Origin of the sequence: Klebsiella sp. GG_Kp175, assembly GCF_040062325.1 — a bacterium.
GTDB classification, from domain to species: Bacteria; Pseudomonadota; Gammaproteobacteria; order Enterobacterales; family Enterobacteriaceae; genus Klebsiella; species Klebsiella quasipneumoniae.
On record NZ_JBEAFX010000004.1, the window covers coordinates 144395 to 163526 of the forward strand.

At 51.4% G+C, this 19132-nt stretch carries 21 protein-coding genes; 19 read left to right on the plus strand and 2 right to left on the minus strand.

The genetic code is table 11. From position 1 onward, the window contains the following. Positions 1 to 352 precede the first annotated feature (352 nt). From ABLU73_RS09380 to ABLU73_RS09390, 3 genes are all read left to right on the plus strand, one after another. Positions 353 to 1051: a hypothetical protein gene (locus ABLU73_RS09380; RefSeq protein WP_052450950.1), complete on the plus strand. Its 699-nt coding sequence runs from the start codon at positions 353 to 355 to the stop codon at positions 1049 to 1051. A 72-nt stretch (positions 1052 to 1123) separates the two neighbouring features. Beyond that, on the plus strand, positions 1124 to 2173 hold the full coding sequence (locus tag ABLU73_RS09385) for an FRG domain-containing protein (protein ID WP_040171943.1): 1050 nt from the start codon (positions 1124 to 1126) through the stop codon (positions 2171 to 2173). A 286-nt stretch (positions 2174 to 2459) separates the two neighbouring features. Continuing rightward, on the plus strand, positions 2460 to 3209 hold the full coding sequence (locus tag ABLU73_RS09390; RefSeq protein WP_348850156.1) for a hypothetical protein: 750 nt from the start codon (positions 2460 to 2462) through the stop codon (positions 3207 to 3209). Between the two features lie 534 nt (positions 3210 to 3743). Here ABLU73_RS09390 and ABLU73_RS09395 read toward each other — a convergent pair. After that, the gene (locus ABLU73_RS09395) at positions 3744 to 4805 is read right to left on the minus strand and encodes a phage portal protein (protein WP_052450951.1); all 1062 of its coding nucleotides are present in this window, start codon (positions 4803 to 4805) and stop codon (positions 3744 to 3746) included. Next, a complete protein-coding gene (locus tag ABLU73_RS09400; RefSeq protein WP_040171949.1) occupies positions 4799 to 6526 on the minus strand; it encodes a terminase family protein in 1728 nt (575 codons plus the stop codon). Before ABLU73_RS09400 ends, ABLU73_RS09395 begins: the two co-directional genes overlap by 7 nt. Positions 6527 to 6682: 156 nt before the next feature. Here ABLU73_RS09400 and ABLU73_RS09405 point away from each other — a divergent pair, with 156 nt between their 5' ends. The 16 genes from ABLU73_RS09405 to ABLU73_RS09480 all read left to right on the plus strand — a co-directional run bounded on the left by ABLU73_RS09405 (position 6683) and on the right by ABLU73_RS09480 (position 18918). Then, positions 6683 to 7522 carry a GPO family capsid scaffolding protein gene (locus tag ABLU73_RS09405; RefSeq protein WP_032432788.1) on the plus strand — a complete coding sequence of 280 codons (840 nt, stop codon included), beginning with the start codon at positions 6683 to 6685 and terminating at the stop codon, positions 7520 to 7522. A 9-nt stretch (positions 7523 to 7531) separates the two neighbouring features. Continuing rightward, the gene (locus ABLU73_RS09410) at positions 7532 to 8566 is read left to right on the plus strand and encodes a phage major capsid protein, P2 family (protein ID WP_004213107.1); all 1035 of its coding nucleotides are present in this window, start codon (positions 7532 to 7534) and stop codon (positions 8564 to 8566) included. Positions 8567 to 8615: 49 nt separating this feature from the next. Further along, on the plus strand, positions 8616 to 9473 hold the full coding sequence (gene gpM, locus ABLU73_RS09415) for a phage terminase small subunit (protein ID WP_040171952.1): 858 nt from the start codon (positions 8616 to 8618) through the stop codon (positions 9471 to 9473). A gap of 112 nt (positions 9474 to 9585) precedes the next feature. Beyond that, positions 9586 to 10101, plus strand: coding sequence for a head completion/stabilization protein (locus ABLU73_RS09420; RefSeq protein ID WP_004213109.1), 516 nt, complete (start codon positions 9586 to 9588; stop codon positions 10099 to 10101). Then, the gene (locus tag ABLU73_RS09425; RefSeq protein ID WP_004131559.1) at positions 10101 to 10301 is read left to right on the plus strand and encodes a tail protein X; all 201 of its coding nucleotides are present in this window, start codon (positions 10101 to 10103) and stop codon (positions 10299 to 10301) included. Before ABLU73_RS09420 ends, ABLU73_RS09425 begins: the two co-directional genes overlap by 1 nt. Continuing rightward, the gene (locus ABLU73_RS09430; RefSeq protein WP_040171955.1) at positions 10292 to 10576 is read left to right on the plus strand and encodes a phage tail protein; all 285 of its coding nucleotides are present in this window, start codon (positions 10292 to 10294) and stop codon (positions 10574 to 10576) included. Before ABLU73_RS09425 ends, ABLU73_RS09430 begins: the two co-directional genes overlap by 10 nt. Next, a complete protein-coding gene (locus tag ABLU73_RS09435; RefSeq protein WP_004213111.1) occupies positions 10573 to 11118 on the plus strand; it encodes a lysozyme in 546 nt (181 codons plus the stop codon). The genes ABLU73_RS09430 and ABLU73_RS09435 overlap by 4 nt, the downstream gene beginning before the upstream one ends. 186 nt (positions 11119 to 11304) lie before the next feature. Beyond that, positions 11305 to 11640 carry a peptidase gene (locus tag ABLU73_RS09440; RefSeq protein ID WP_157983171.1) on the plus strand — a complete coding sequence of 112 codons (336 nt, stop codon included), beginning with the start codon at positions 11305 to 11307 and terminating at the stop codon, positions 11638 to 11640. Beyond that, a complete protein-coding gene (locus ABLU73_RS09445) occupies positions 11641 to 12108 on the plus strand; it encodes a phage tail protein (RefSeq protein ID WP_040171957.1) in 468 nt (155 codons plus the stop codon). Further along, entirely contained in the window at positions 12105 to 12740 is a 636-nt protein-coding gene (locus ABLU73_RS09450; protein WP_020316957.1) for a phage virion morphogenesis protein, read from the plus strand. The genes ABLU73_RS09445 and ABLU73_RS09450 overlap by 4 nt, the downstream gene beginning before the upstream one ends. Beyond that, on the plus strand, positions 12737 to 13324 hold the full coding sequence (locus tag ABLU73_RS09455; protein ID WP_038989693.1) for a phage baseplate assembly protein V: 588 nt from the start codon (positions 12737 to 12739) through the stop codon (positions 13322 to 13324). The genes ABLU73_RS09450 and ABLU73_RS09455 overlap by 4 nt, the downstream gene beginning before the upstream one ends. Continuing rightward, positions 13321 to 13671: a GPW/gp25 family protein gene (locus ABLU73_RS09460; protein WP_040171960.1), complete on the plus strand. Its 351-nt coding sequence runs from the start codon at positions 13321 to 13323 to the stop codon at positions 13669 to 13671. Before ABLU73_RS09455 ends, ABLU73_RS09460 begins: the two co-directional genes overlap by 4 nt. A 1-nt stretch (position 13672) precedes the next feature. Next, positions 13673 to 14596 (plus strand): baseplate J/gp47 family protein, encoded by a 924-nt coding sequence (locus tag ABLU73_RS09465; protein WP_040171963.1) that lies wholly within the window; start codon positions 13673 to 13675, stop codon positions 14594 to 14596. Continuing rightward, entirely contained in the window at positions 14586 to 17612 is a 3027-nt protein-coding gene (locus ABLU73_RS09470; protein ID WP_040171966.1) for a phage tail protein I, read from the plus strand. The genes ABLU73_RS09465 and ABLU73_RS09470 overlap by 11 nt, the downstream gene beginning before the upstream one ends. Next, positions 17609 to 17821, plus strand: coding sequence for a hypothetical protein (locus ABLU73_RS09475; protein ID WP_040171970.1), 213 nt, complete (start codon positions 17609 to 17611; stop codon positions 17819 to 17821). Before ABLU73_RS09470 ends, ABLU73_RS09475 begins: the two co-directional genes overlap by 4 nt. Next, complete coding sequence (locus tag ABLU73_RS09480; protein ID WP_040171972.1) at positions 17821 to 18918, plus strand: phage tail protein; 1098 nt, start codon at positions 17821 to 17823, stop codon at positions 18916 to 18918. Before ABLU73_RS09475 ends, ABLU73_RS09480 begins: the two co-directional genes overlap by 1 nt. Positions 18919 to 19132 lie beyond the last annotated feature (214 nt).

Consider the following 19132-nt stretch of genomic DNA (forward strand, 5'->3'; position numbering starts at 1 on the left):
TCGCGTCTGCGTCCGACTGTGCGCTTAGTATTGGTGTTTAGCATTGCAACTAGTCATGGGCATGATAAATGTATGCTCTCTTCAGAATAGCCTGCTATCTTAGGGATAACTTATGGTTTATTTTCACTTAAAATACCTTGCACACTGGAAATCAGTGGTGTATTAAATAGCATTATATGGGATGTTGATACATTGTAAAGTTGATGCTTAATGAATGTATAAATAAATTGGAAAAATGATGATGTTTCTAACAATCAATGCTACAAATAAATTTTAAAATCTTTGTTTAAGTGATGTTGTGGCTTTGTGTGAGGTTGAATATTAACCAAGTCTCTTTAAGGGGGGTATTTAAATGAGTTTTATTAAGTATATATATAAGAAGAAGTCTTCTGAATTATCTGAGCTTACCGAGGAAGAATACTATGACACGTTAGTAAACATATGTCCAGCTAAAGCAGAGAGAGCCTTTGAGAAAGCTTGGGCAACAAGAAACTTCGAAATTGAAATGTATTGGAAAAGAGCGACATATTTTTGGGCATTTATTGCAAGTATATTTGTAGGTTACTTTGCTTTGGTTTCATCAGAGAACTATGTCAAATATGATAGATTTAACCATGTTGAAGTGTACTTTTTAATATGCATCGGTTTCGTACTTTCGGTAGCCTGGCACTTAACTAATATGGGTAGTAAATCGTGGCAGCGGCATTGGGAAGTTCATGTTGATTTGCTTGAAGATGCCTTTACAGGTCCATTGTATAAAACCGTTCATCCCCAAGTGACATATTCTGTTTCTAAAATAAATGAAATTGTTAGTTTTGTTTTTGTTTTCATTTGGCCTCTTCTAGGTATTAAATATTTGTTTGACCAGAACCTAATTCATTCTCTTGAAGAGACTAAATCTTTAAATTGGTTTGTTGTGATAAGTACGACAATGTCATTTCTCGTTGTTTTTTCTATGTTTTTTGGTCATGGCAGGGGGCGTTTTGGAACAAGGTCAATAAAGATGTACAGAAGAAGTGTTTCTTACGAAAATAAAGGAAAGTCAATGTGATTAGTGAGTGGTGATTTTTGAATATATTTACTAAGTCGTGAACTTTTGTATTTAATGAAAAGGGTTAGGAAAATGCTTGAACAGAAATTTATTGAAATACTACGAGATAAAAATATCCCAGAGAAATTGATAAATGATGTAATAGATTCCGGCTATATACTCAGGAATTTTCATGACCCATTCTCAGGCTTCCAATTGTGGAGAGTTAGTGACAAGATGTATGGTAATAAACAGCATTCCAGTTTGTTTAATATTGATGATTTTGTTAAATATATCCAAGGAGATAATGTATTCGAAAAATTACCTAGTTTTACGGAAATTACAGTGAAAAATTATAAAGATATAGAAAGTTTTTTATCTGAGCCAAGGAGGAGGCGCTATATTAATGAAGGTAGACTTTCATTCCGTGGTCAAGTATCTCAATATACTTATAAGAGAAAAATCCCGAACCCAGTAAGAGCGGATGAAAACGGAAATGAAATATCTATATTCCCTGGTTTATATAGACAAAAAGGAGATATTTATTCATTCAGTATTATTCAAAATGAAAAAAAAAGTATCCTTAGTTTCCTGCAAGAACTCGAACCTAATAATCCTAATATATACTCTGACAATTCCTATGCACTCGACATTATGCAGGTGGAGCAGCATTATGCAACTCAAACAGCGGGTTTAGATATATCATTTGATATTGAAACAGCCATATTCTTTGCCACTCATAAGTTTCTTTTTAATTCGGATGGCAAGGCATATCATAGCAAGGTTAAAAAGGGTGAGCATAACGGTGTTATTTATGGCTTTTGTTTTAGAGATCCACCAGTCAAAAAAACCGAGTTTTTAATTGAAGAATTTGATTTGTTTAAAACATACAGACCTGAGAGGGTTATAAGACAAGGCTGTGCTTTACCATTATTTTCTGACTATGAACGTAACATAGCAATCACTGATTTGGATTTTATAATATATCTCGATAATGATTTTGACTATGAGGGTAAAAGAGAACCTCGCTATATGTTTCCGAATATAAAAGAAGATAGATTCTATGGAAAACTGCTTGAGCTAAAGGATAGGTATCCGCATTTACTTGCTAATGTTGTCGAATATGAAGGTAGTCGGGATTAAATTTATGGGCATTTATTTTCTAGATGATGATTGAAATTTTTTAACCTTATGTGACTGTTTCTCGCTCAGCGCGGATCTTCAACTCATTTAGCTTGTACGCTTCGACCCTGGAGCGGATGTTTTTTGAATATGTCTTATATCCAAAGGACTTTTTATGATTATCAATTGACTGTTGAAACCATGTTAAATACAATTTATAGTTAACGGATTTATTATTTTTTTTAAAGTGTTAGTAAAAAATATTACATGAACGTGTAATAATGATTTTTTATAGAGGTCCATTCCTATGACTGCAACGACAGACCACGAATGCTTTACCCAACCAAACACTGAAAATATTTCACTCTGGAAATACATGGATTTCACTAAGTTCATGGCATTAATTACTCACCAAAAGTTATATGCATGTAGATCAGATCTATTTGATGATCCCTATGAAGGAACTTATCCTAGAAAGATCATGAAATATATACAGGAGTTGAAGGAGGAAGAGGTTGAAGATAATGCTAAGTTCGCGAGAGCTATCTATGATTTCAATAAAAAGTTAAGAAAAGCTACATACATAAGTTGTTGGCATGCAAATGATTTTGAATCTGCTGCTATGTGGGATCTATATAGCAAAAATGATGCTTCGGTCGCAATTGAAACTACATACTCAGATTTAAAAAATATATTGCCTTCGGAAGCAATGCTTGGTTTGGTTAATTATATAGATTATGACAAAGAAATATTCCCAATGGGAAATGTATTTTATGCTTTTACTCACAAAAGAAAATCATTTGAGCATGAACGGGAAGTTAGGTTTTTGATTCAGAATCTTCCTATCGATAAAAAAAATAACAAAGTGGATTTTGATTGTGCTGTGACTCCAAATGTAATTTCTATCGATGTTGATATAAATAAGTTTGTCAAAAAAATACATTTATCACCTCGCTCACCGGAATGGATGCTGAATTTGTTGCAAGATATAGTTAATAAATATTCAATAAATGTAGAGGTTAGGCGTTCTAATTTGTATATATCTCCTGTTTATTAACCTCAATTAAGGTGATGTTTTAAGTTGACTTTAATATACTGTGTGCGAGGGTTTGAATGTCTGATTCTCGCTCATAACGGGCATTAAACATAGTGATAGGCAGATGAAATATGCATCGGTTAAACAGAACACTTCTTAAACACGAATGGTCCGTTTCAGCGCGAAGCATAATAGCGCACAAACTCGCGCAATTTTTTTGATGCACTTTATCCCTTTTAAACCCATGCAGAGCACGTTCTGAGGCCGGTTTTGTGCATGCACGAAAAACGACAGGATAACTGCGCGCAGGTGACGGGGGGCAAGCCCCCGCAAACGGGTCAGGGTAGGGAAGGCGGAAGAATACGCAATTTCACGGATTCTGCGTCACGGAGAGCGGTCGTTTTGGGTGGATGCATGCTTCGCGCAGGGAAAAAGCAGCGACGCGCAGAGGGGCGCTGATGCGGGATTCTTTAAGCAGGTAAGATGAGGCCAGCGAAAACGCTGGCCTGTTACAGATGGCTGATGTTGTTTAAAGAAACTGAATTTTTTTGACGGTTATTTCTCAGGGGTAAGCAACGCATATGGGTTGAAACGGATCACCTCTTCTCCTAGCCACTCGTTGACCACCTTCAGCGCCTCCATTACGGGCGTCAGCTCGTTGATAGCGTAGACCCGGGCGGCTTTCTCGATATCCCCGAAAGATCCGTTTCCCTCCGGCATGGCGCCCATCAGCTGCGGCGGGATACGGTGCGCCGCGAGTATGTCGTCCCGCGTGGCGTTCTTAATGTTGATAAACTCATCTTTCGCCGTGATCTGCTGGAAGGGGAGGATTTGCACGCCGTCTTTGCCGCCGCCTGGTGCATGCAGCAGCAGGTTTTTAAATGCGCCTTTACCGCGCGCGCCGGTGAGTGTCTCCTTGACTGCCTTCATGCTTTTATCGTCAACCTGCCCGGCGCCAATATAGACAATGCATCCGGCGTGAGATCCGTTGTCGTAGTACAGCTTACGGAACATGTCAGCGGAGTGGGCCAGGCTGGCGGCCAGCAGTGCTGCCATATATTCCGGCATACCGTAGACTTCCTGATTGATATCAGGGTTCAGAACGTGACAAACCGTTCCTGATTTGAACGTGTGCTCTTCTTTCCAGCGCCGGATAAACCAGTATTGATCGAGATCTGTGCTCCCGCGCCGGGTGTACTTCGCAAGAGAGTGTTTGAAGGGAAGCGGGCCGCCCAGACGATTACGCGGCAATTCGAGATAGGCATTGCCAAACGTGAACCAGTCCAGCGCAAACGCGGAAAAGGTCTGGCGATTGAGCAGTTTGTGCGGGATAAAACAGCCGGTGAGCACATTACGTTTGAAATACAACGCCGACTCATGCCAGGCGCTCTGGCGCGGAGCTTTAGCCAGTCCGTAAAAATCTACTGGTGTCTCATAGTATCGCCCGTTATCCATGCAATAGAGATTGTCCAGCAAATCGGCCATATCCCGCACGGGATAAGGTCCGTCAAAGCTGAACGCTGTCAACGCGGGATCGGCCTTCAGTGACTCCACAATGTCAGGGCCGGCGGTGCTGGCTATCGGCTTTTTACCGTATTTCTTTTTCAAAGTTACCATCCCATTGCGAAACCACCGCCGCCACTTTCCTGGCCTAACGGTTCATTAATAATCGAAAGCATGGTTGCCCACGCCATATCACCATGGCTTACGCCGCGTGATCGGTCAGTTTCGTAAGTGATGAAACCGCCGGGCGTAACGACTTTGCGAACAGCATTAAAGGCTCTGACCAGACCCTGCTCGCTGCGGTCATATTCCCAGCGGCCGGCGCGTATGACCTGCAACATTTTGAGGACAAGGGCGCGCTTGGAAGAAAGGCTCATCTGATAGCAAATAGCCGCCGGGAACCAGTTTTTAACAATCTGCCAGACCGCCTCCCCGACGCCTTGCCCGTCAATGGCGATATGAGTGACGTTGTAGCGCTCGGCAGCCTCTTTGATGACCGCCGCCTGCTGTTCAAACTCAAGCCCTCGCAGTTGCTTCAATTCAACCGTTCGAAACCGGCCGCCGGCCACAAGGGGAGGGACCGTCACGGACAGAGCACCGGCATCACCATTGCCGCTGCCGCCGTTGGCGTCGTAGCCCAGCCACACCTCACGTTGCCCCATAGGGCGACTGGCGAACGGTTTCCAGTCGGGCCAGTCGTCATACCCGTCAGCGCCGCACCCCAGTAACTGGCTAAGATTGAACGCGCTTTCGCCGTCTTTGACGAACTCGCACATGTACAGGTTTTCAAATTCATCGGGGCTGTTTTCGTCCCTGATTTCATCAATGTCGGTGTAGTCCCAGCCGTTGTTGATAGCGTCCTGAATAGTGACGATCTGCCGCCACGTTTTATCCGGGTAAAGCACGCCGCTATGGGTTTTCTTCCATGAAACGTCAAAGTCAACGCGCTGCGCTTTAGGCCGTTTCGCATTCCATCGATCGCCGGTCCAGAACTGATAGGCTTCATGGCTTTCGCTGGATGGCGTGGAGAAGTACGTGCGTGTTAAGCCTTTGAGCGTTGCCATGGCGCCGGCAACTTTGCGCAGGTTGATAAAGTTTCCTGTCCAGAAAAACTCATCAAATCGCAGGTGCCCCGTATAGGACTGCGCCGTCGCCGCCGACGTCCCGAGAAAATGCAGCTCCGCGCCGTTTGACAACGTGATTTGCTCACCGCCTTTAAGTTCGACGTCCACCTCCTCAGCCGCTTTACGGATGAAGTTGCGGAACTGGAGCGCCTGCTTGCGGGACGCCGACAGAAAAATTTGGTTGCGCTGATAGTCGTGCTTAACGTCCGTTCTCAGTGCGCCCAGTAATGCCTCGCGGGCAAAGTACCAGGTTGCCCCGATCTGCCGCGATTTGAGGATCATCCGGTTACGCTGATCGCGCTGTTCGTACCAGCCGCGCTGGTGCCATGCGAGAGAGTCGAGAATTTTTGAGCGCAATGCCTCGATCTGCTCCTCGGAGAAGTGATTTTTCTTCTTGCGACGACTGGTTTTTTTAACGCCGGTGGTAGTGGTGGTCTGCCCGGTATCCAGCCTTTTCAACTGCCGGGTTAACAGATCAATCTCTTTGAAATCGCCACTGGTTTTATTGTCCTTCGCACTCAGCTGGCATAGACGGGTATCAATGGATTGCGTTACCCGTTTGATAGGCGTTGTGTCGTCCCACTCGTCACGTTTTTTCCAGGAATAAACCGTGTTTGAGTTGATACCCATGAGTCGCGAAATTTCGGCGGGCGGGTAACCCTGCCAGTAGAGCTGCTTTGCCCTTAATCGAATAAACGCATCCTGAATCATCACTTCCCCCTTTTGAGCAGGGAGATTACCTGCGCGCGATCCCCGCGGCTCGGGCTTTCAGGTCTGGCCGTTCTCCGACAACAAAACCGCGTGGCGCCGGGCTTTCAGGCTCTGCGATGATGCAGCGACTGACATTAATCAACAGGATAAAACGACATGGCCAGCACGACTAAACCCGCCCGCAAAAAGTTTCGCGTTGCGGTTTCCGGCGCCACCGTTGACGGGCGCGAGATCCAGCCGCAGCACCTCCGCGATGCGGCGGCGAGCTACAACCCGGCCGTTTACGGCGCCCGCGTGAACGTGGAGCACTATCTCTCCATGCTTCCTGACAGCAATTTTGGCGCCATGGGGGATGTTGTGGCATTAAGCGCGGAGGATATCACCGAAGGGCCGCTGGCCGGTCGTACGGCGCTCTATGCCGAGATCGACGCGTCGGCACGAATGAAGCAGCTCACCGATGAAGGAAAAAAAATCTATTCCAGTATTGAGCTGCATCCGCAGTTTGCTCTTAACGGCAAGGCGTATGTGGTCGGCCTGGCGATGACCGACACTCCGGCAAGTCTGGGGACTGAGCGCCTTAAATTTGCCGCGCAGCAGCGCGCGCAGGTGATGGCCTTCAATAACCAGCAGATCGAGGCGCCGCTGTTCTCTGATGCGCTTGAAGCTGAAGTGATCGAACTGGCAGCTCATCGCAGCGAGGAGAGCGTCAACTGGTTCAACCGCGTGATGGGCATCCTTGGCAAAGGCCAGAAAACCGACGATCAGCGTTTCAGTCAGTTGCATCAGGTTGTTGAAGCCGTTGCTCAATCTCAGGCAGACCAGATTGACCGGTTCAGTGCCCTGGAACAGGACCGCCAACAGGATAAAGCCACCATTCAGCAACTGACCAGCGAACTTAACGAGCTGCGCGGTCAGCTTCAGCTCCAGCCCGCAGAAAATTACAGCGCACGACCGGCGGCAACCGGCAACAGCAGCGCGCAGCTTGCAGACTTCTAAGAGGTAACCATGGAAAACCAGACCCGCGAACTATTTGATAAGTACATTGTGCGCCAGGCACATCTGAACGGTGTCTCACCCTCAGCCGTTGCCAATCGTTTCAGCGTCGATCCTACTATCCAGCAAAAACTGGAACAGGCCGCCATGGAGTCGGATGACTTCATGAAGCTGGTTAACCACTTTGGGGTTAAAGAGCAGGAAGGGCAGAAAGTAAAAATTGGCAGTAAGGGACCGATGGCGAGCACCAATAACAGCTCGGACGGCACCAACCGCCGTAACCCTGCACCGAACCATAACAAAGAGCCGCAGAACTACCACTGCCGCAAAACCAACTATGACTATGCGCTTTCGTATGCGGAGCTGGACGCGTGGGCCGGTCACCCTGAATTTCAGTCATTAATCAGTAATGCGATGGCTCGTCAGCTGGGGCTGGATCGCCAGATGATTGGCTTTAATGGCACGCATTACTCTGAAAACTCCGACCGCACGACCTACCCGTTATTGCAGGATTGCGGCGTTGGCTGGCTGCAAAAAATCCGCAATGAAGCGCCGCAGCGCATTATGCCGGGTATCACGCTGACCTCCCGTGATGAGAATAACGCGGTAATTGCGTCAGGCACCTACGGCAATATTGATGCCGCCGTGCTTGATGCGCGTCACAGCCTTATGGATCCCTGGTTCCGCCGCGCTCCCGGCCTGGTGACTGTGCTCTCGTCCGATCTACTGCTGAAAGTGAACCTGCCGAAAGTGAACGCGCTCAGCCAGACCAATCCGAATACCGAACTGCTGGCCGCGCAGCTCATTGTCAGCCAGGAAAAGATCGGCGGTCTGCCGACGGTCTTTGTCCCGGGTATTCCTGAAGATGTAGTGCTGATCACCAACCTTAAAAACCTCTCTGTGTACTACCAGAAAGGCTCCCTGCGTCGCTCTATCCGGGAAGAGCCGCACTACAACCGCGTGGCGACTTACCAGTCCAGCAATGATGACTATGTCATTGAAGAGTACGGCATGATTGCCATGATCGACGGCGTGACATTCGCCTGATAATCCCCATCACATGGCGGGCAGCAAGCCCGCCCAGGAGAATGAACCCATGCTGACACCGGCACAAAGACACTTTCAGAAGGTCATGGCAGAGAGGCGGGGCATCAGTGATGAGCGTGACGCGGAGACGCGCACCGCGCATGAGCAGATCCTCTTTCGCCTGCATATGCATAAATCTTCGCTAAGCCAAATCCAGTCCCGCCAGGCGAAGGCCGCTGTAAAGGCCAGCATCCTTCCTGAATTTCAGGGATGGATTGACGGCACGATCGAGGGCGACAGCGGGCGCGCGGATCCGGTCATCACCACGCTGATGGTGTGGGCGGTGGACTGCTCCGACTATGCGCTGGCGCTGCGTATCGGGCGCTATGTCGTTAAGCATGGCCTGAGCATGCCGGATGACAACTATCGCCGCCCGGCACCCACGGTACTGGCCGAGGAAATCTGCAATCCCATTCTGAACCTCGCCACCACGGACGCCGGAGCCGATTTGTCAGGCTATATCCCCATGCTGGACGAGCTGGCCGAAATTGTGGCTGACAGTGATATGCCGGATGAGGTCCGCGCGAAGCTGTGCAAGGTGAGGGCGTTTTGCCGTCGCGCCACGGAAGACGCGGAAACCAAAGGCGAAGCGCTGAAACTCTTCCGGGAAGCCATGAGCCTGAACCCGGGTGCCGGTGTGAAACGGGAGATCGCTTCTCTGGTCAGCGCTTTGAAAAAGGCTCCGCAGACCAGCGCGGCAAGTGGTGATGCGGAAGATGAGACTTCATCCAGCGATACAGCAGCAACCGAAACACCCGCAACAGAAAAAGCAACACGAACGCGCAAGCAGACGAAAACGGCGGCCGGCACTCAAAGAGCCACCCGCAAAACGGCGGCAAAAAAGACAACGAAAACCGCCACAAAGTAAACGCCTGAGCGTAATGAACTGGCCCCGCGCCACAGGCGGCGCGCCCGGCGATCTGCCCGTAATGCGGTCTTTTTACCGGACGCCCACCGCCTGACCTACCGGAGAAACGACGATGAGTTTTATCGCACAGCGCCCCGTCAGACCTGCTGAAAGTGATGTGACAGACGTGGACGACGGCGGCGCACAGATTGCCATCGGCACTTTCTGGCCGACGGTAAAACTCCACGATCTGCGCCTGGCTGCCCGCATCGCCGGTGACATTACAACATCCCGATTAATGCATATGGCAACGGAGGCCGCGCTGCATGTCGCGGATCAATTGAAGGACTGGCGCAAGCAAAGGGAAGCGGAAGGTGCGGAATCTCTGGCCTCTGTGCTGCTGACTTCTGTCGGTGAACCTGTCGAGCAGATTAACGGCGAAAGCGCAAAAGTTTACCGCTTCCGGCGTGCGGTCTACTCCTTCACGCGCGCCAGTGTTCTGGAGGGTTACAGGGATGTTGGCACTACGCCAAAAGGTGACAAAGACGCCGAAGCCCTGGACAGGCAAATAGATGATCTCTGGCGGGACGGGCGCTGGAGTATCGCTGACATTCGGGAAGAAGCCCGGATCTATGCGGAGCTGTTCTGATGAAAGTCAGGGCGCTGCAAAACGACACGGTTGATCAGCTTTGCTGGCGTCATTACGGCAAAACCGCAGGTGTCACGGAGAAGGTGCTCGAAGCCAATCCGGGACTGAGCAACCAGATATTTTTGAATGCCGGGCAGGAGATCGAAATGCCCGTGATAACCAGCGAGGTGGAACGGGTAACCGTCCAGTTATGGGAATGACTCTGGATCGTATTAACGAATATTTTGCGTTTGCAACATCCGCCCTGGTGACCGGCGTGGGCGTCATGACCGTCAGCGAAAAACTGGCGCTGGCTGGCCTTCTTATGGGGATTGTTTCCGCCGTCCGGCTGGCGATTCACCGCCGCCGCATTGAGCAGGCCAGCCAGCGCCGTAACGATTTGATCGAGCAGATTCTCCGCCAGGCGCAAACCCGCAACCTGTCGGACCGTGAGCGGCAGTTGCTGGAGCAACTGCACGGAGACAAACCTGCATGAAGAACATCATCAAAAAATGTTCGATTGCGGTGATAGTGGCTCTGGGCATTTCGCTGGCGCCCGGGAGCGTCAGAACATCGAAAGAAGGGCAGCAGAAAATTGCAGGTTGGGAAGACTGCCGCAGCACGCCTTATTACTGCACGGCGGGGGTGTTGACGGTTGGCATTGGCTCCACGGGCGGCGTGGAAAACCGCGAATACAGCAACCAGGAAATAGCGCGGCGCTGGATCAACGATCTGCAACGGGCGGAGAACTGCATCAATAACAATTTCCATGGTGCCGACATGCCGCAACTCACCTTTGAGGCTATGACGGATGCGGCCCTGAATCTGGGCTGCACCGGGCTGATGTGGTTCACCGATAAAAACGGACGCAAGCAGAGGACCACGATCTGGAAGCATGCCCAGGCCAGACAATGGCCGCAGATGTGCAACAGGCTGACTGATTTCGTCAATGTGGGCGGTAAGCGCTCCGCCGGCCTGGTTAACCGGCGCAATGATTTTAAAGCCTGGTGCCTGCTGGGCCTGAGTACGCCGTCATGAGGGCGGGCAGTGTGATTGTGATGCTTGTCCTTCTGGCTGCTGTCTGGTGGCAGACCGACCAGTTGAGCGAGGCCCGGACCCGCAACAAGCTGCTGACCGAAACGGCGACCGGTTACGACCAGGTTATTCAGGAAGTGAAGGCGACCGCCATACAGACCCACAAATTACTGGCAGAGGTGAGAGTCCGTGAGCAACAGCGTAATGCAGAAGGGGAGCACCGACGTGAAGCAATGCAGGCCGCGTTCAATGGTGACGCGTGCGCTGTTACTCCTGTGCCTGACGCTGTCAGTCGTAGCCTGCAAAAACGCGCCGCCCGCGCCGGTCATTCAGCTGGTCCGTGAACCCGTCCCGGAGAGTCTGACCGAAGAGACACCACGCCCGGCGCTGGATAAGCCAGTGACCTGGGGCGCGGTGGCGATATTCAGCGACAGGCTGATGGATGCGCTTGATGCCTGCAATGCTGACAAAGCGGCGATCCGCCAGTGGGACAGCCTGCGCCAGAACACCCGAAAGGAGCCATAAATGCTGAAGATAAACACACTCCGCGCCGCCATAGAGAAAGCAAACACCTGGTGCCGGGCGAACCCGGAAGCCTGGACGGTGTTTGTTGAAGAGGGTGGCATTGAAACCACCGGTGAAACACCGTCTTTCATGTATCGCTATTCTCTGGTGCTGTTCGTCATGAACTACGCCGGGAGCATTGACGACTTCACGCTGCCGCTGATGGCCTGGCTCTGGTTTAATCAGCCCGATCTGCTGCTTAACCCCGATAAAAACCAGCAGATAAAATTCACCACGCTGATTAATAGCGATGACACCGCCGATCTGATGTTTGAGCTGCCGGTACATCAGCGGGTACTGGTGCAACTGGATGAAAACGGCGTGCCGTGCGCCGAGCATTTGCCGGAGCCTCGACCGCGCGTGCTGGCACCCCACGCCGCAGGCTGGGGGCTAGTATTTGAAGGTATGCTTCAGGAGGCCGGAACGTGAGCGATCGCATGTTCAGCGAGCTGGATCAGGTCTTTCAGGACATTCTCGACGGCGTCAGCCCGGCGGGGCGCACCCGTACCGCGCGCAAAATTGGTCTGGCACTGCGTCGCAGTCAGCAGCGCCGTATCGCGTCACAGAAAAACCCGGACGGCAGCGGCTATGCCGTGCGCCGCCGTAAGGTTTACCGCACCCAGCAGGGGATCAAGTTCTTCTGGAATAACGAGGTGCGGGCGCTGAAAAACTGGCGCGGCGGGCGCGGTAAATATGGCCGGACAATCACGGGTTTTGACGAGAAGCGCCGGGATATCCGCACCTTCTACCGGGCCGATATCGAGCGGTATCTGGAAATCAAAACGCAATCAGCTACGCATTCAGAGACAAAAAAAGCACCGATGTTTACCCGCCTGCGCACCCTGCGTTTTATGAAGCTCAGGCCGGACGCGGGCGGCGTCACCGTAGGATTTGATGGCATCGCTGCGCGCATTGCCCGTATTCACCAGTACGGCCTCAAAGACGAGGTTGGTCCGGGCGCTTACGCGCAGTACCCGGCGCGTGAACTACTGGGCATAACTCCGGCAGACCTGAGCGCTACGGAAAACGCCGTTATCAGCAGTCTGGGCGGTGCGTCATGAATGCCGAACTGATGCGCCTGCTGGAAAACATTCTGCGCCAGGGTGTGGTGGAGCAAATCAGCGCCGACAAGAAAGCGGTGCGCGTTCGCTCCGGCAGGTTGCTGACCACCTGGATCCGCTGGAACGTCACCCGCGCAGGGGCATTCAGCATCTGGCTGCCGCCCTCGATAGGGGAGCAGGTCTGGATCGGTTGTCCGGGCGGCAACCCTGAAAACGCGTTTGTGATTGGCTCTGCATACAGCGCAGATAATCCGCCAACGGGCAGCAACCTGCTGGAAATCAGCATCACCGCACCGGATGGCGCGCGCCTGCATTACGACGCCGCCGCCGATGCCGGAGCACTGTCCGTGACCGGTATTAAAACCGCGCATATCCAGGCAGAGACCCGCGTCACGCTGGACACACCGGAGGTGGAATGCACGGAACACCTCAAAACGCGCACTTTCGAACTGACCCACGGCGGCACGATGGCCGGTGATGTGTTCCATTCCGGCGGCGTGTTGCAGTCAAACGGGATCACCGTACATGAACATAAACACGGTGGCGTGCAGTCTGGTGGGAGTACTACAGGAGGCCCGCAGTGACAGCCAGTTACACGGGGATGAACCCGGAAGGCACCGGTTCGCTGACCGATCACGATCAGCTCTGGCAGTCTGTGACAAAAATCCTCACCACGCCAATAGGCTCCCGTGTGATGCGCCGGGACTTTGGCAGCGTGGTACCTGATTTACTCGATGCGCCACAGAACACCGTCACCCGCATGCAGCTGATGGGCGCCACCGCTATTGCGCTGGCGCAGTGGGAGCCGCGGATCAGTCTGACCACCGTCAATGTGGTGTTTTCAGAAACAGGCGCGGTGACTGCTGAACTGGCCGGCACTATCACGGAAACCATGACAGATACCAGCAACACCATCAGGTTAAGGAGCTAGCGTGCAAACGTCTGTCGATTTATCTCAGATCCCGCAGCCTGATATCGTCGAGGTGCCGGATTTTGAAACGGTGCTGGCTGATATCCGAGCGCTTATCGTGGCGGCCATGCCTGCGGAACTTCAGGCTTCTGTGTCTGCTGCGCTGTTGCTTGAATCTGAACCGATGGCCGCGCTGGCTCAGGCATTCACCTATCGCGAGATCAATCTGCTGCAACGTATCAATGAAGCCGTGCGCGCGGTGCTGCTTTCCAGCGCCCTGGGGGCGGATCTCGATCAGGTCGCGGGTAATTTTGACACTGAACGTCTGCTGATTACTGAAGCCACCGACGAGGCAGACGCCGTATACGAAAGCGACGAAGAGTTGCGCGCCCGCGCGCTGCTCTCATGGGCGCGCCTGAGCACGGCGGGTGCCCGTAATGCCTATCACTATTTTGCGCGCGGGGCTGATGCGGATGTGCTCGATGTGCGCGCCTATGGCCCTGAAACCCATAACCAAGAAGGACGCGTTTTTCTCTACGTGCTGTCACGTACCGGAGATGGGACTGCCCCGCAGGCGCTGCTTGATAAAGTCCTGTCAGCGGTAAACCCGGAAGACGTGCGTCCGATTACGGATTATGTGGCTGATTATGTCCGCTCCGCTGTGATTGTGAGTTATCAGGTGGTTGCTGATATTTACGTCCCTTATGGCGTGGACACCGCCACGGTGCTGGAAAAAGCCACCGCAGCACTGAACGAATACACTGCCTCTGTGCATCTTATCAACGCCACCGCTGCACGGTCAGGCATAGACGGGGCGCTGCATCAGGACGGCGTTGTCACCGTCGATTTGCACTCACCCGTCGCCGACGTCGTTGCGACGATGGGCGAAGCCCCGCATTGCACCTCCGTTAAAATCAATCTTGTGGTGATGGACCATGACCGCTAATTATCCCGCCAGCATTCTGCCCCCCAACGCCACCGCCGTGGAGCGGGCCATCGACAGAGCCAGCGCCGCAGCGCTGGAAAGGTTGCCTGTATATCTGATTCGTTGGGTTAAAGATCCGGACAGTTGCCCGCTGGCGCTGCTGCCGTGGCTGGCGTGGGAATATCAGGTTGATACCTGGAATATTAACTGGTCAGAACAAAAGAAACGCGATGCGATCAAGCGCGCCCACTACATCCACCGCCATCGTGGTACGGTCGCCGCCGTCCGTCATGCCCTGGTGGACAGTCCTTTCGGGACGGATATTGTTGAATGGTTCAATCAGAACCCGAAAGGGGATCCGTATACCTTTCGCCTGAACGTGTATCAGAACGATTTGCCAGTGACGGAATACGACCAGCAGGATCTAAAACTGGCGGTGCTGCGCGCCAGGAATCTGCGCAGCTGGTTTTCCGTTCATGTATTTGGCCGACTTCAGGGAACCTCGTATGCGGCCGGTTACATGTACGCCACGGAGAAAATCACGCCGCGCTTTGTTCCGTTGCAGGTGGTTTTATCCCGTTACGAGCTGAATCTGGCCCCTGGTGACGCGGAAACGGTCACTGTAACCATCCTCCCTGAATACGCGGAAGATAAAACCTTTACGGTAACCACGTCGGATAGAACAATTGCGACCGCCAGAATAGTCAACGGCGCTATTCTGGTTACGGGCGTGAAGCGGGGCACCTGTTCGGTCACCGTCAAGACGACTAACGGCGTCAGTGCGGTGATCAGTGTGAAAGTGGTCGCGGTAATGAAGTTCATTACCCGCATCGACAGTGCAACCAGGCCAATATTCTTTGCTCATATGGACGAGGGTTTCACGGTTGACTATGGCGACGGCATTGACAGCCGGGATTACCGTTTCGATCCCGCCAGTGAAGCTTCAGGTTGGGTTATTCCTACACGTGAATTAGTACAGGGAAAGGAATACACCATCACGGTTAAGAACACGGAAACTGCCTGTCTGCGCAGCCGCTTATCTAACTATTCTTCGAAACTGAACCCTGTTGTGGAATTGATTAGTGTTACAGGGGAAAGAGGTCATCTTTCAGGGTTCGCTTTGGATACCACCGGATTAATGGCTATTCGTCCCGGAGCATTTGACGATTTGCCAAACGTGAATAACTGCAAAAATATTTTTACCAACTGCTCGTCGCTTACAGGTATTCCGGCATCGTTGTTTTCTCGCATGAAGATAGAGGATTTTTCAGACGCATTCAGAGGGTGTACATCGCTTACTGAGGTTCCATCGGGGCTATTTGCAAACCAGCCCGATGCGATCGACTTCTCATCGGTATTTGCAGGCTGCACCGGCCTGATCAGTATCGGCAATAATCTGTTCCACAGCTGTGTATCTGCGGTGAATTTCAGTTACGCGTTTGATGGTTGCTCAATGCTTGCAAATATCGGCACGGGAATATTTACAGGATGCGGTTCAGCAAGGACATTCTCTTATAGCTTCAGGGAGTGTAAAAATCTTCTTGCCTTGTCTGCTGATATGTTTGCGGATGTTCCGGGCGGCGCATTCACCGGCGTATTCCAGAATTGTGCGGCACTGACGGCAATTCCCGCCAACCTCTTTAAAACATGTTCTGAAGCGAATCATTTTGGCGGTGCATTCACTGGCTGTTCGCAGCTTATTTCTGTTCCTGCAGGCCTGTTTGCTGGTCTGTCGAAAGTGACCTATTTCGGCACGGTCTTTTCTGGTTGCAGTTCGCTGAAAACGGTCGGCGCGGGTTTATTTGCCGGGTGCAGCCTGGCGCAGACATTCGCCTCTGCATTTTACAGCTGCCGCTCTCTTGAAACTGTAGCGAAAGATATTTTCAGCGGCTGCGTAGAGGTGACGACCTTTGCCAGTACGTTTTATGGGTGCAGTAGCCTGACGGCGCTCCCGTCTTTTACTGACTGCGCGAAAGTCACCACTTTCTCATACGCTTTTGCTAACTGTGGATCGCTCACGAAAATTGATGCTGATGCTTTTGCTGAGAAAGCGCTGGTAACGACATTCACATACGCTTTTGTAAACTGTACTTCGCTGGTTTCTGTGGGGGACGGCGCATTTCGGGGATGTAGCGCGTTAACCAGCCTGGGCTATACGTTTTCAGGTTGCCGCTCTCTGGTTTCTCTCGCGGGAGATATGTTTGCCGGTTGCGCCAAAGTGACAGCCGTCGATTTCTTGTTCGACAAGTGCTCCGCGTTGGCTGGACTGCCAAAAGAACTGTTTAGTGGCATGGTATCTCTGAAAGGTATGGGATCGACATTTCGTGATTGCAGCGCACTGATCGCGCTACCGTCCGGCCTGCTTGATGGTTGCATCAATCTCACTTCGTTAACGCTGACATTCTCGGGTTGTACCTCACTGGCGGTATTGCCCGGCGATTTGCTGAAAAACAACATTTTGCTGTCCGGCGCCGGATCGACGTTTTACGGTTGCACCTCACTGGTAAATATTCCGCCGACGCTGTTCGCGTCCTGCTCTCTTATTACCTCGTTTGGCGCCACGTTCCAGAATACCGGCGTGGAGGAAATACCGGAAAACCTGTTCAGCGGCAACCCGTTGGTGACCTCTTACGGCCAGACTTTCAGGGGCTGTAAAAACCTGCGCTCAGTGCCAGCCGGTCTTTTTGCCGCCAGCATAAGTGCCACGGTATTCACGAATGTCTTTTCGGAATGCAGTGCGCTGGAAGTCGTCGGGGCGGGATTACTCAACACCACGGCGGTAACGACGGTGGGTTATCTGTTTGACGGCTGCGCGTCATTACGTAGCGACGTTAACACGATATTTAATCTTGCGAGTTACCCGGAGATTGTCACCACAACGGCAATATTCAGGAGCTGCGCATTACTGGCCGGTAAAGGCCTGGTATTTATGGACAAGGTGCCGAACGTCACCGCGCACTATTACGCGTTTTATGCCTGCATGGGCCTGGACGATTACGACGATTTACCCGGCAACTGGATAACGAATAAATTATGAAAACATTCAATCAATTAAAATTCCTGATCGACTTTTGCCAGACCGATGTGTTTTTCCTTGAGCACCTGAACCGGCTTCAGATCGCCGGCGTGATTTATCTTGATGAAGGCGATATCGATGCTGACCGCAAGACCGTAAGTGATGATTTTTATGATCGCCTTGCCAGTGTGTACGGCATTGAGCCAGCAACAAAAAATGTGGAGGCATAATGGCCACGGGACTGACACTAACCACGGCGGGCGCCGCCGAAATCGAGGCCGCGTATCAGGCGGGGGAGGTTGTGGATATTACCGCTGTACTGATCGGCGATGGTGGCGGCGTGACATTGCCGACCGATCCCGATGACCTGGCGGCGGTGACGGCGCTTTTTGGACAGTTTGGCCGTGAAACCTTTGACTCTGATTCAAGCTATGAGGGGTTTATCAGCGGTCAGATCGTTATCAACTGTCAGGATTATCCGGGTAAAACGCTCAGAGAAGCGGGGCTGGTTAGCGCTAAAGGTACGCTCATTGCTTACGGCGCATACCCGGCGACATACCTCCCGGCGCAATCAGATTCCATCATCAAAGAGATCATTTTGACGCTGGTGTTGACGCTGACGCACAGCTCAAATGTACAGCTCATTATCGATCCGACGCTTGCCACACTCACGCAGGAAACAGGTGATAAACGCTATCTGCGGCGAGCGCAAAATCTTTCTGATTTAAACGATACCAAAGAGGCCCGGGAGAATCTGGGGCTGGGGAACTCAGCGACACGGAATGTAGGCACCGATGCGGAGACGGTAGCTGCGGGGGATGACTCGCGCATTACCGGCGCACTTCAGAAAGAAAATAATCTTTCCGATCTGAACGATACATCCGAAGCCCTGAAGGCGCTGGGACTCAACAGCAACGGAGCGGCCTATAGGGCTATTGTTGACGCTATTTTTTACGTTGGGATCATCATTTCAGGTGAAAAAAGCCCAGCAGAGCGTTTCCCTTGGCAGACGTGGACGGATTTAAGCGAAACCTTTGCTGATAGGGTTGTCAGGATTGGTTCTCAGTATGGCGTGACTGGTGGTAGTAACAAAATAAAACTCGAAGCTGATAACCTGCCTCCACATTGGCACCGCTCTGGTGACAGATCTCCCGGTGCAACGTGGGATCCAAACACCACTCACGGCACTGATAACCAGAAAAACGGTCCGCTTGCGCTCACTGAGGGAACTTATACTGATGCGGCAGGGCTGAAAGAGTCCACAAATAAGGCAGTAGATGTAACTAACAAATATACCACATTGTGCATGTGGAAGCGAATGGCATAAATAACAACACCTTAGCTCAGGTTCTTTCTGCCATTGATAAGAGGTGGACCAGACTTGACTTAACACGCCTACAGTATCATAAACAGAGACTTATCGTGCTAATCGATAGAGGATAAAACAACTGCTAGAGATATCGGTCCTCTCGTATGATTTATGTTAATAATAAATAAATTTCTTGGGGTAAGTGCTTTTTGATAGTTTACTTTTGGGGTTT